This window comes from Salinimicrobium sediminilitoris, from assembly GCF_020866905.1.
GTDB lineage: Bacteria > Bacteroidota > Bacteroidia > Flavobacteriales > Flavobacteriaceae > Salinimicrobium > Salinimicrobium sediminilitoris.
This window is the reverse complement of record NZ_JAIVCC010000005.1, coordinates 699392-713041: the sequence shown is the minus strand read 5'-3', so window position 1 is coordinate 713041 and position 13650 is coordinate 699392. Positions and strand designations below refer to the sequence as shown.

10 protein-coding genes are annotated in these 13650 nt (G+C 42.3%); all 10 read right to left on the bottom strand.

Going from position 1 to position 13650, the window contains the following annotated elements:
• Window positions 1-87: 87 nt before the first annotated feature.
• Entirely contained in the window at window positions 88-426 is a 339-nt protein-coding gene (locus tag LA313_RS08305) for a transposase (RefSeq protein WP_228914217.1), read from the bottom strand.
• 49 nt (window positions 427-475) lie between these two features.
• Complete coding sequence (gene ruvB / locus LA313_RS08300; RefSeq protein WP_228914216.1) at window positions 476-1498, bottom strand: Holliday junction branch migration DNA helicase RuvB; 1023 nt, start codon at window positions 1496-1498, stop codon at window positions 476-478.
• Between the two features lie 84 nt (window positions 1499-1582).
• Window positions 1583-3400 carry a cytochrome c oxidase subunit I gene (locus LA313_RS08295; RefSeq protein ID WP_228914215.1) on the bottom strand — a complete coding sequence of 606 codons (1818 nt, stop codon included), beginning with the start codon at window positions 3398-3400 and terminating at the stop codon, window positions 1583-1585.
• A 21-nt stretch (window positions 3401-3421) separates the two neighbouring features.
• Complete coding sequence (locus tag LA313_RS08290; protein ID WP_228914214.1) at window positions 3422-4549, bottom strand: cytochrome c oxidase subunit II; 1128 nt, start codon at window positions 4547-4549, stop codon at window positions 3422-3424.
• A 26-nt stretch (window positions 4550-4575) separates the two neighbouring features.
• Window positions 4576-5967 (bottom strand): quinol:cytochrome C oxidoreductase, encoded by a 1392-nt coding sequence (locus LA313_RS08285; RefSeq protein ID WP_228914213.1) that lies wholly within the window; start codon window positions 5965-5967, stop codon window positions 4576-4578.
• A gap of 35 nt (window positions 5968-6002) precedes the next feature.
• Entirely contained in the window at window positions 6003-6698 is a 696-nt protein-coding gene (locus tag LA313_RS08280) for a c-type cytochrome (RefSeq protein WP_228914212.1), read from the bottom strand.
• A 5-nt stretch (window positions 6699-6703) separates the two neighbouring features.
• A complete protein-coding gene (locus LA313_RS08275; protein ID WP_228914211.1) occupies window positions 6704-7231 on the bottom strand; it encodes a DUF3341 domain-containing protein in 528 nt (175 codons plus the stop codon).
• Window positions 7232-7233: 2 nt separating this feature from the next.
• Window positions 7234-9021 (bottom strand): NrfD/PsrC family molybdoenzyme membrane anchor subunit, encoded by a 1788-nt coding sequence (nrfD, locus tag LA313_RS08270; RefSeq protein WP_228914210.1) that lies wholly within the window; start codon window positions 9019-9021, stop codon window positions 7234-7236.
• A gap of 34 nt (window positions 9022-9055) precedes the next feature.
• Window positions 9056-12136, bottom strand: coding sequence for a TAT-variant-translocated molybdopterin oxidoreductase (locus LA313_RS08265; protein ID WP_228914209.1), 3081 nt, complete (start codon window positions 12134-12136; stop codon window positions 9056-9058).
• Between the two features lie 23 nt (window positions 12137-12159).
• A complete protein-coding gene (locus LA313_RS08260) occupies window positions 12160-13536 on the bottom strand; it encodes a c-type cytochrome (protein WP_228914208.1) in 1377 nt (458 codons plus the stop codon).
• Between the last annotated feature and the right edge of the window lie 114 nt (window positions 13537-13650).

The following is a 13650-nucleotide window of genomic DNA, read 5'->3' as shown; positions in this document are numbered from 1 at the left end:
TATAATTTCTGTGATCTTCAACAAAACCATGTTTTACAGGATTCAGATGAATATAGGCAATTAATTGAACAAGATACTTCTCATCCCTCACCTTGATCTTTTGAAATGTTCCTGAAAGAGGCTGCCGGTCCTGTTGTACTTTTTATTTATTCCTTTTGTATACGCATTAAAGAAGTTAGAGAATGGAAGATGAGTCTTATCCTGGTGGATAGAAGATAATTCCTCCCTTTCCTTGATCTTTAGAAGTAAGTGAAAATGGTTTCCAAATAAACTATAAGCATAGATATCACAAACAGGCAATAAATGAATCCGGATTAATTTTAAAAAATAAAAATAGTTTTCTTCCTCCTTAAAAATGTCCTCTTTATTATTTCCCCGATTGAAAACATGGTAGGTTGCCCCGGGTTCTAAAACATCCTGCTTCATAGGTACATATCAAAACCTAACAGGTCTTATAGACCTGGTAGGTTTGTTGTTAAAACAATCCACTCTGGATACCGCCTTTGGTACGCCCAAGATGCTTGTAGGCTGCTTCTGTAACTTCGCGCCCCCGTGGTGTTCTTTGTATAAAACCCTGCTGGATAAGGAAAGGTTCATAGACTTCTTCAATGGTCTCTGCACTTTCGCTTACAGCAGTGGCCAGAGTGGTAATACCTACCGGGCCGCCTTTAAATTTATCAATGATCGTAGTAAGGATCTTATTATCCATCTCATCCAAACCATGAGCATCAACATTAAGAGCTTTCAAACTATACTTCGCGATCTCAATGTCTATTTTCCCATTGCCTTTAATCTGTGCAAAATCCCTTACCCTTCGTAAAAGGGCATTTGCAATACGCGGTGTCCCGCGGCTACGTCCTGCGATCTCAATAGCTGCCTCCATGTTGATTGGCACTTTTAGGATTTGCGCACTACGTTGTACAATATCTGAAAGTAGTTCGGTAGTATAATATTGGAGTCGGCTGGAAATTCCAAAACGGGCACGCATAGGTGCGGTGAGTAATCCGCTGCGGGTGGTTGCTCCTATGAGAGTAAAAGGATTCAGATTTATCTGGACCGAACGGGCATTGGGTCCTGTCTCGATCATAATATCGATCTTATAATCCTCCATGGCCGAATAGAGATACTCTTCTACTACGGCACTAAGGCGGTGGATCTCGTCAATAAACAATACATCCCTTTCGTCGAGGTTAGTAAGCAGACCGGCAAGATCGCCAGGTTTATCCAAAACAGGCCCTGAGGTCACCTTAATTCCCACCCCAAGTTCATTAGCCAGGATATGGGCCAAAGTGGTCTTACCAAGTCCCGGAGGACCGTGAAACAGGGTATGATCAAGAGCCTCCCCGCGCTGATTGGCGGCCTCAACAAAAACCTTCAGATTATCCAATACCTGATCCTGGCCTGCAAAATCATAAAATTCGAGAGGCCGTAAAGCTCTTTCGATGTCAAGTTCTTCCGAGGAAAAATTTTCCCCGGTGGGATCAAGGTTTTCGTTCATATTAAGGAAATTAAAGAAACAAAGATAAAAGAAAAAGCCTTTTCATGTGGATGAAAAGGCTTTATACTATTGTGTTCAAAAGCTTTAATGATTTAGCTCTTCTTCGCCCTTTTGTAGCGGAACGTTCTGTGGCGCAAAATCCTGGCCTGCGATCACGTACTCTCCGTTCTCATTCGTTTTACTGTAGTCATAAGGCCAACGGTAAACGTGAGGGATTGGTCCCGGCCAGTTTCCATGAATAGGTTCTACCGGAGTAGTCCATTCAAGGGAGTTCGAATTCCATGGGTTTGCTGTCGCTTTTTTCCCTGCAACCATTGAATGGATAAAATTGTAAAGGAATACCAACTGCACCAGCGCAGTTATTATAGCAAAAACGGTGATCAATACATTGATCTCCAAAAGATCGTCAAAGTAAGGAAAAGCAGTGTTGTCATAATATCTACGGGGAAGACCGGCCATTCCAACAAAATGCATCGGGAAGAATACTCCGTAGGCACCTATAATTGTAATCCAGAAGTGGATATATCCCAGGTTCTTGTTCATCATACGTCCAAACATCTTAGGGAACCAGTGGTAGATTCCTGCGAACATTCCGTAAAGAGCAGAAATACCCATTACAAGGTGGAAGTGAGCAACAACGAAGTAGGTATCGTGTACGTTAATATCCAGTGTACTGTCCCCAAGAACAAGACCTGTCAAACCTCCGGTAATGAAAGTTGAGACAAACCCAATGGAGAACAGCATGGATGGGTTCATTTGCAGGTTACCCTTCCAGATGGTCGTGATCCAGTTAAATGCTTTTACTGCGGAAGGAATCGCGATCAAGAGGGTTGTAAAGGTAAATACCGAACCAAGGAACGGGTTCATACCGGATACGAACATGTGGTGTCCCCAAACGATCGTAGAAAGGAAGGCAATACCAAGGATCGATGCGATCATCGCACGGTATCCAAAAATAGGTTTTCTCGCGTTGGTTGCCAGGATCTCTGAAGCGATACCCATGGCAGGAAGGATTACAATATATACTTCCGGGTGACCAAGGAACCAGAAAAGGTGCTCAAAAAGAATTGGAGAACCTCCCTGATAGTGCAGCACTTCTCCTCCAATGTAAATATCACTCAGGAAGAATGAAGTTCCGAAGCTTCTATCCATAATCAGCATTAAAGCTGCCGATAAAAGAACAGGGAAAGAAACAACACCAATAATAGCGGTAACAAAAAGTGCCCAGATTGTCAAAGGCAAACGTGTCATGGACAATCCTGTTGTTCTTAGGTTGATCACTGTAACAATATAGTTAAGGGAACCAAGTAAAGAGGAAGCAATGAAAATGGCCATAGAAACAAGCCAAAGCGTCATTCCCAATCCAGATCCACCAATAGCCTGTGGCAAGGCACTAAGTGGCGGATAGATAGTCCAACCGGCAGAAGCAGGTCCTGACTCAACAAAAAGGGAACCAAGCATGATCACACAGGAGATGAAGAACAGCCAGTAAGAAAGCATGTTCATAAATCCTGAAGCCATATCCCGTGCACCAATTTGAAGCGGAATAAGAAGGTTACTAAAGGTACCACTCAGTCCCTGTGTAAGCACAAAGAAAACCATGATGGTACCGTGAATTGTTACAAGTGCTAAATAAACTTCCTGGCTCATTACTCCTCCCGGAGCCCATTTTCCAAGGAAGATCTCAAAGATCTTAAATGATTCTGATGGCCATGCGAGCTGCATACGGAAGAAAATAGACATGGCGATCCCAATGATCCCCATGAAAAGCGCCGTAAAAAGGTATTGCTTAGCAATAACCTTATGATCCATGCTGAATATATATTTCGTAAAGAAATTACCCTCATCATGGTGATCATCATGAGCGTGTTCATTAACCGGTACGTGTCCTACTGCTGACATATTTCTTTATTCTTAGCTTAATTAATTTTCTACCTGTGCTATTTCATCTCCATTGGTCTTCTTAACCTCTTTGGCTGCAGTTGCAGATTCCAGAGTTTCGGAATACTCATTTTGTTCTGCCATCCAGGCGTTGAACTCCTCTTCACTTTCCACAACTACTTTCATTTGCATGTTGTAGTGTGCTACCCCACAAATTTTATTACATAACAGGTAATATTCGAAGTTTTCATATTCTGCCAAAGGCTCTTCACCCAATGCAGCGAGTTCTTCACTTTTCTCTCTTCTAATTTCATTAATGTACGCAACTTTATCCCTCATATATTCGGTCTCATTTATCGCATCTGTCGTGACAGTAGGTGTAAAGGAAAACTGAGTGATCATTCCAGGCACCACATTCATTTGTGCTCTAAAATGCGGGAAGTAGGCAGAGTGAAGTACATCCTGTGATCTCATCTTGAAAAGTACTGGTCTGTTCACAGGAAGGTGGATCTCTGCAGTGATAACGTCATCCATGGCATATGGATCACTTTCGTCAACACCCATGGTATTTGCTCCTTCAATAAAACGAACATTAGCCTTTCCAAGAACATTGTCTTTTCCTGCATAGCGTGCCTGCCAGCTGAATTGCTTGGCATAAAGCTCAATAACAATAGGGTCTTCTTCCTCATCAATGTCCATAATATCACTCCAGGTAAACAACCCGTAAATAATCAATCCTGCAAGTACGATAACTGGAATAACCGTCCATACGAATTCAAGTTTATCGTTATCTGCAAAGAATAGAGCCTTCTGTCCTTTTTTACCCTTGTATTTAAAGGCAAAGTAGTGAAGCAATCCCTGAGTTATAACCTGTACAAACATGATCACAGCCATTGTGATCAAAAGCAAATTATCATACTCTGCACCATGTTCTGAAGAAGCGGCAGGTAAAGCCCTGTTCCCAAAATTCCAGAAGTTGTAAAGCATGAAAATATAAAACGCGATTCCAAAAGCAAGCATTAAATTACCCTGCGTCTTGTTATCCTTGTCATTGGCGATCTCTGAAGAATCAACGGAGTCTGAACTCCTTGATAATTGGAAGATCCTGGTAAGCTGCCAAATAGTTATCGCAAATAATGCTACTACTATTATGATTAAAAATACTGTCATTTTATAATTTCTCTTTAAAAAATCTTTTAATAATGATAATGTTCACTCTCCTTCATGAAAGGATTACCCTTTGCATGTAGTGGGGCTTTGGTTAGGGAGTTGAATATTATAAAAATAAATAATCCTCCGAAAAATGCCAGGGCACTCAATTCCGGGATACCAATAAACCATGATTCCCCAACAGTTGCAGGCATTACCATCACATAAACATCAAGATAATGACCTAATAGAATGATTATTCCTGTCATTACCACAAACCAGTTCACCCTTTTAAAGTCGCTATTCATTAATAATAAAAGCGGAAAGATAAAATTAAGTGCAACCATTCCAAAGAATACCAACCCATAATCTTCTATACGGGCTACAAAATAGGTTACTTCTTCAGGAATGTTCGAGTACCAGATAAGCATAAACTGTGAGAACCAAAGGTAAGTCCAGAAAATACTGATCCCAAACATGAACTTGGCAAGATCATGTATATGACTATCATTTACAAATGGTAAATAGTTACGTGATTTGAGATAAATAGTCACCAACGCAATCACGGTAATACCAGAAACAAACATACTGGAGAATACATACCATCCAAAAAGGGTACTAAACCAGTGTGGATCCAAACTCATGATCCAGTCCCATGACATCATAGATTCGGTTACGATAAAGAATACAAGGAATCCTGCAGACAACTTGAAATTCTTTTTATACCAGTTAATATCTGTTGCATTATCCTGGCGTCTTGAGTTTCTCGTCAGGTAATATCTGAATAATGCCCAACCCGCAATATAGATAGCTGCTCTTATAAGGAAAAACGGCACATTGAGATAAGACTGTTTATTTTGAATGATTTCATCATGAGCCACTACTTCGGGATCCATCCACACAAACAGATGGTTGAGGTGGAAACCAGAAAGTGCCAACAGCACGAACATAATAATACCACCGGGGAGCAAGTAAGCCGTAATACCTTCCATTACTCTGAAAAGAACAGGGGACCATCCTGCCTGCGCAGCAAACTGTACTGCATAAAAAGCAAGCACTCCCAGTGAAATCATAAAGAAAAAGAAAGCTGCAACATATACAGCTGCCCATGGTTTATTCTGTAATTGATGAAAAACATGTTCGAGGTGCACCAATTGGGCATCTTCAGCCATTTTGTGAACCTTCTCATCTGTACGCTCGGTAATTACTTCATGTTCCGAAGGAACAAAATCAAAACCTTCGGCATCATCTTCCAATTCATCCTCGGTTTGACCGGGTAAAGGCATTTCCACCACTTCCCCGTGATCATCATGTGCTATTAGCTCTTTAACCTCTTCAATATTTGCAGGCACGGCAATGAATCCGTAGATCAAACCTAACAGACCTACTACCATGAGGATGATAGAAAATAATTTTAATTTACTGGATAGCGTGTACATATTGTATAATATCTAATGTGCTGTTATTCTTGATTTTATTCGATTGGTTCGCCTTCAGGTTCACTTTGCTTCACCTCCATAGTCTGTTCGGCATTTACGGGTGGCATAAGGTTTTCCTCTTTCTCATTTATATCCTCAGTTTCTGTTCCTTCCGCCTCAAATTCCCTCTCTGGAGCCCCTTCAAGCTGGCCTTTCAAATACATTACATAGTGATCAATTTTCCAACGCTCATCGATTGAAGTTTGCGAAGCATAAGAACCCATTGCGTTAAGACCATAGTACATTACGTGATAAACACTCCCTTCTGTAATCGCCCTTCCCGCATCTGAATAACTTGGAATTCCAAGGAACTTTTCACGCTCCACCAGGATTCCCTTACCATCTCCTTTGTCCCCATGACAAACTGCACAATAAATTGTATAAAGTGCTTTTCCTTCAGCAAGATTGTCTTCGGTATAAGGAAGAGGGTTTTGCAACTCTGCCTTGGCAGTCGCAAATCCATCGGGGGAATTCTCATACTCATAAGGTTTCCATCCTCTGGAAACTGTTCCCTCCACCGGCAACTTAGCCTCCTGCTCATTAACAAAAACTTCGTATGCTCCATAAGGTTCATAGCTTACCGTCTCGTACATATTTGGCATATACTGGTAATTTGGCTTAGAGTTTTCCACACAGGAAACTGCACTAAGTGCTAAAATGAAAAATATGGTTTTTCTAAATAAACTTTTCATCGGGTTTATTTGTTATCTATTAATTTAATTTCAGAAGCACCGGTATTGAACAAAAAGTCGGTAAGCTCCTCCATATTATGATTCCCCACCACTACTTCCATTAGGAAATGATCATCTGTGGTTCTAACGTCAGGGTTCTCAGCTTTTTTGAACGGCCATAATTTACTTCTCATGAAGAAAGTAAAAACCATAAGGTGGGCAGCAAAAAATACCGTAAGCTCAAACATAATAGGAACGAAAGCAGGCATATTCTGGATAAAGCTAAAACTTGGTTTTCCTCCAATATCCATTGGCCAGTCTTCGATCATAATAAAATTCATCATAGCTACTGCTACCAACAAACCTATAATCCCATAAATAAATGAGGTTATTGCAAGCCTTGTTGGTGCGAGCCCCATAGCCTTGTCCAGCCCGTGGACCGGGAAAGGAGTATAGATTTGCCCAATGCTATAGCGGGCCTCCTTAACTTGCCTTACAGCCTGTAAAAGCAAGTCGTCATCTGTATAAAGAGCGTGTATAACTTTAGATGCCATTCTTATTTACTTTTTAGTTGGTTTGCCTGGTCGTTCCAGTCACCGCGATTATCGGCAGTAGGGAAGTTTTCTATTACCCTATCCAGTAATGTATAGTCTTCAAAGGTAAGGTTGCTTACCTGCTCATAGGTATAAATTCCAGTCTGGTGTAATTTCTGTTCCATTAAAGGACCTACACCATTTAGTTTTTGAAGATCATCTTCAGAGTGTGTCGCAGGATCAAAAACTCCAATCCTGTGCAGCATTTCATCAATTTTATCACGGTCTAATTCAGACGTTGTCAAACTTTCGGTATGAGTAGTCGGCTCATGCTCCTTCTTAGAAGTATGATCCCCTCTCTTTATCCAGCCACCTTCAACATTTGAAACCGGTTCTCTAACAATAGTATTCGTGTGATCTGCATGATCTCCATGCTCTGCACGCAACTTTTTATATCTGTCTCCAGATGCTTTTAGAATTGTCTTCACCTCGGCCTGTGCAATAACAGGAAAGCTACGGGCATAAAGCAGGAACAACACAAAGAAGAATCCAATCGTTCCAATAAATATTCCTATATCCACAAAAGTTGGAGAGAACATCGTCCAGGACGAAGGCAGGTAATCCCTGTGCAGGGAAGTCACAATAATTACGAATCGCTCGAACCACATCCCTACGTTTACAACAATAGAAATAAAGAAAGAGAACATGATGCTGGTACGAAGTTTCTTGAACCACATGAACTGTGGTGAGAACACATTACAGGCCATCATAGACCAGTAAGCCCACCAGTAAGGCCCTGTGGCCCTGTTAAGGAAAGCGTACTGTTCGTATTCAACTCCCGAGTACCAGGCCATGAATAATTCTGTAATATAGGCAACCCCAACTATAGAACCAGTGATCATGATCACGATGTTCATTAGTTCGATATGCTGGATAGTAATATAGTCTTCAAGATTAGACACCTTTCTCATGATAATAAGAAGAGTGTTTACCATCGCAAATCCCGAGAAGATCGCTCCAGCCACGAAGTAGGGAGGAAAGATCGTTGTATGCCACCCAGGAATAACAGAAGTAGCAAAGTCAAAGGATACAATAGTGTGTACAGAAAGTACAAGAGGCGTAGCCAAACCTGCCAAAACAAGGGACACTTCTTCAAATCGTTGCCAGTCCTTTGCACGGCCACTCCACCCGAAACTCAGGATTCCGTAAATGTGTTTCTGAAAAGGCTTTACTGCACGGTCTCTTATCATCGCGAAATCTGGTAATAAACCTGTCCACCAGAATACCAAAGAAACCGACAAATAAGTAGAGATCGCAAATACGTCCCAAAGCAGTGGTGAATTAAAGTTTACCCAAAGGGAACCGAACTGGTTAGGAATTGGAAGTACCCAATAAGCAAGCCATGGACGTCCCATGTGAATGATTGGGAATAATCCCGCCTGCACGACCGAGAAAATCGTCATGGCTTCTGCCGAACGGTTAATAGCCATTCTCCATTTTTGACGGAAGAGTAATAGTACCGCCGAAATAAGTGTACCGGCGTGACCAATACCTACCCACCAAACAAAGTTGGTGATGTCCCAGGCCCAACCAACGGTCCTGTTTAATCCCCAGGTACCAATTCCTGTAGAAACTGTATAAATAATACAACCCAATCCCCATAGAAAAGCCACAAGTGCAATAGAGAAAACTATCCACCATGATTTGTTGGCCCGTCCTTCAACAGGAGCAGCAACATCTACCGTAACATCATGATAGGTCTTATCGCCGAGTACTAAAGGCTTTCGAATAGGTGCTTCGTAATGAGACATATGCTTTTTATAATTAATTCTTTAACTGTTTAATTTATGCTTCAGATGTATTGCGGACTTTAGTCTGATACATTACGTTTGGTTTTGTACCAATGTATTCCAGGGCGTGATACATCCTATCATCCTCACTTAAAGCTGCTATTTTGCTTGCTTCATCATTCACATCCCCAAAAACAATAGCTCCTTTGTCACAGGCTGCAGAACATGCAGTCTGGAACTCTCCATCTTCAATGGCCCTGCCTTCACGTTTAGCATCCAGAATGGTCTTTTGTGTACGCTGGATACAGAAAGAACATTTCTCCATAACTCCCCTTGACCTTACAGTAACATCGGGGTTCAACACCATACGCCCAAGGTCGTTGTTCATATTATAATCAAATTCCTCATTCTTGTTATAAAGGAACCAGTTGAACCTTCTCACTTTATAAGGACAGTTGTTCGCACAGTAACGGGTACCAACACATCTATTGTAGATCATTTGGTTTTGACCCTGGCGCCCGTGCATAGTGGCAGCAACAGGACATACCGTCTCACATGGAGCATGGTTACAGTGCTGACATAACATTGGCTGAAATACAACCTGAGGATTATCTGAAGCCACTTCCATTTCTCCAAACTGGGAGAGGGAATCGCCAAGACCACTCATATTTTCTTTCTTCTCTACATCCTGTTCAAATGTTTCCTCAGAAGAGTAGTAACGGTCAATACGCAACCAGTGCATATCACGATACTTTCTCACTTCTTCCTTGCCTACTACCGGCACGTTGTTTTCGGCGTGACAGGCGATCACACATGCACCACAACCTGTACAGGCATTAAGATCAATAGACATTTTAAAATGGTGACCTACAGAACGGTCAAACCCATCCCAAAGATCTACATCTGGTGAAGTAACCGGTGTCTCTACGTGGTTTAGAGAAACTTGGGGCATTTCATTCCACACGTGGACATCTTTTGTATTGAAGATCTCCAGGGTGGTTTCTTTTATAATATCATTCCTACCCATTAGAGTAGTATGCAACTGCAAACATGCAAATTCATGAACGCCTGCAGCTTTTTCTATAATAACATTCTGGTGAGCACGGAAATCCTTATACAGAGGATAAGCATTTACACCTACCTGCATTTCACGCTGAATCCCTTCTCTTTTACCATAACCCAATGCCAGAGAAACTACTCCTCTCGCCTGGCCCGGCTGAATAAATACGGGAACTCTTTCAAGAACAGTATCTCCAACCTTAAGGTTTACATAATTACCATTTAAAGCCCCGTTAGAAACGTGCTCATTTTCAAGACCCAGCGCTTCAGCATCGGCTCTGGATATTTTAAGATAGTTATCCCATGAGGCACGGGTAATAGGATCTGGCAATTCCTGCAACCATGGGTTATTGGCCTGATTTCCGGCTCCCATAGCTACAGAGGTATAAAGCTCCAGCTCTAATCCTTCTCCCTGCGCTGCAGAAAGATTTCTCACCGCTGCACTTTCATCAAATGATGTGGATGCAGAGGTAACCTGATCGGCTCCAACCTGCGCACTTACAGGAGAAGTTCCTTCGAACACCCCGTCGTGAAGGGCATCAACCCATGAGCTGGATCCCATTGATCCTTCCCAGGTTTGCTTCAGGTAATCTGCGTAAGATATATTTTTATCAGTCCATCTTAGAAGTACATCCTGAAACTGGCTTGTATCAAAAAGAGGCCTGATCGTAGGCTGCATCAACCCAAATTTCTGTGTTGTAAATTCTACATCTCCCCAGCTCTCAAGATAATGAGGAGTGGCTGCGACATAGTTGGAAAGAAGTGCGGTCTCATCATTCTTCATGGAGAACGTCACTTTAAGGTCCACTTTAGCCAATCCTTCCACAAATTCATCGGCAAATGGTAAACTATAAACAGGATTAACTCCTACAATAAGAATAGCACCAACCTGCCCTGCCTGCATATCTGCAACTAATTGCCTTACCGCAGCAGTACTTCCCTGGCGCAGCATTCTTGGTGTTGCAGTGTTCATCACAGTACTTCCAAGAGCTTCGTTAATGGATAACGCAAGAGACTGTGCCTCAACATCGGGAATACCTGTAACTACTACAGCCTTACTTCCCGCCTCACGGAGTTGTCGTGCAGCTTTTATAAGAGCATCATCAATATGCGCCGGAAGATTACTCGTCGAAGCACCTCCGGTAACATAACCGTGAAGAGCTGCGATGGCAGCTTTTTGCTGAGAAAGTGTAAGGGTTATTCTCCTGTCGGCATTGGCACCGGTAAGAGAAAAATTCGATTCGAACTGCACGTGGCGTGACATCTTTCCATTTTCAGGAATACGTCCTTTTGCATAACCTGCATCATGACCACCACCGGCCCAGTCTCCAAGGAAATCGGCTCCAATGGAAACTATAACTTCAGCTGTCGAGAATTCGTAAGATGGCAAAGCCCTTCTTCCGTAACGGTTCTCAAAAGCATCCAACATGTGGTCTTCAGAAACAGTGTCATAAACAACGTGACGAACATTTCCAAATTTTTCAGAAAATTCATTGATAAGTTTTGCGGTAGAAGGACTGGCGAAAGTTTGCGTGAGCAGAACAATCTCTCCATCAACATTGTTTAGCTTTTCCTTTACCTCACGATCAAACTGCTCCCATGAAGTTACTTCACCGTTAGCCAGAGGCCTTTGAAGTCTTTTATTATCATAAAGAGAAAGAACCGATGCATGCACCCTTGCATTGGCACCCGTAGTCCCCATCGTGTTTTGTTCAATTTTTATAGGACGACCTTCACGTGTCTTAACAAGAACACTTGAAAAATCAAATCCATCGGCCATAGTGGTAGCATAGTAATTCGCTACTCCGGGAACAATCCTTTCGGGCTGCACCACATAAGGAATAGACTTCATTACAGGACCTTCACAGGCAGCCAAAGAAGCCGCTGCGGTACTAAAACCAACGTACTTCAAAAAGTCCCTTCTTGAAGTGGTCGATGTTTCGAGAGTCTCCTTGTTGCCTAAAAATTCATCTGTAGGGATCTCCTCTACAAACTCCTTTTGGCTGTGCGTCTCAACAATTGAGCTGGTTTCATTCAGCTCTTCAACACTTTTCCAGTATTTCTTGTTTGATGACATATGCTTACTTTCTACTTTTTAAATTAATAATGGCACTTGGCACATTCAATCCCGCCCATTTGGGCAACAGTTAATTCTTCAACCTCATATTTTCTTGAAAGCTCTTCATGAACTTTTTCATAATATTCGTTTCCAGCGGTACGAACATTGGTTTCGCGGTGACAGTTTATACACCAGCCCATCGTAAGAGGAGCATTCTGGTACATAATTTCCATTTCCTGAACAGGGCCATGACAGGTTTGACAGGCAATCCCTCCAACTTCTACGTGCTGCGAGTGGTTGAAATATGCAAAATCGGGCAGATTGTGAATCCTAATCCATTTAACAGGTTCAGTTTCTCCGGTGTATGCCTGTTGAGATACATCCCATCCAACTGCGTCGTATAACTTCGCAATTTCCCCGTCATAGAATTCTTTTGAATATTCTTCTGTCGCTGTTCCTTCAGCAACTTCGCTTATTGATTTGTGACAGTTCATACACACATTCAAAGATGGAATACCCGAGGTTTTAGACACCCTGGCAGAACTGTGACAAAATTTACACTCGATCTGGTTATCTCCTGCGTGAATTCTGTGTGAGAAGTGAATTGGCTGAATTGGCTGGTAGCCCTGATCAACTCCTACCTGCATCATCCATCCATAAGCAAAGTAAGATCCAACAAGTACAAGCACAACTGAAGTAACTATTACCAGGAATTGATTTTCAACAAAGGATTTCCATATAGGCTTCCCTCTCTTTTCTTTTACCGGTAGTTCCACACCGCTGGCAGCCGCAAATCTTCTAAGAGTTTTATTTACCAGGTAGAGGATCACAAGCAGCATTAAAAGCACAAAGGCAAGTATCCCAAGCAAAATATCTGTAGAGATTCCGCCGCCACCCTGCGCACCGGCCCCGGCAGCTTCTGCTCCCGGCTGCTTTTCCTGAGGCACAGCCTTAGGCGCATTTACATAAGCAAGAATGTTATCGATATCGCTATCGCTCAACTGTGGAAAAGGAGGCATTGCCACCTGATTGTATTCATTGTAGATCTCAACCGCCTGCTCATCTCCCGCGGCGATCATCGCCTGGGAATTTCTAATCCAGCTGTGCAGCCATTCGACCTCTCTCCTATCACCCACACCTCTCAATGGCGGCCCAATAGAATTCCCATCTAATTTATGACAGGCAGCACACAGGGTGTTGAAAAGTTCTTTCCCGGCGGCTTCATCCCCACCGGAGGTTTCTGCCTCTACATTCGATTCCTGAGGCCCCTGAACAGTTTCCTGCCTGTCTGCTTCGTCTTCAGAAAGCGGAGAATCATCGGGCTCCTGCGCTAAAAGAAGGGCATTAAAAGAGAAAAACAGGGATACACTGAAAAATACTATTCGAGCTGCTGAATGGCGGTATTTCACCTTTTTCATATTATAAGTTGAATTAACGTCTTATTTGGTACGATTTTTAGTAGAATTAAAACGTGACAAAAATCATGTTTTAGCACCTAAAAATTTACCGACAAAAGTAATACTTAAGTTCGA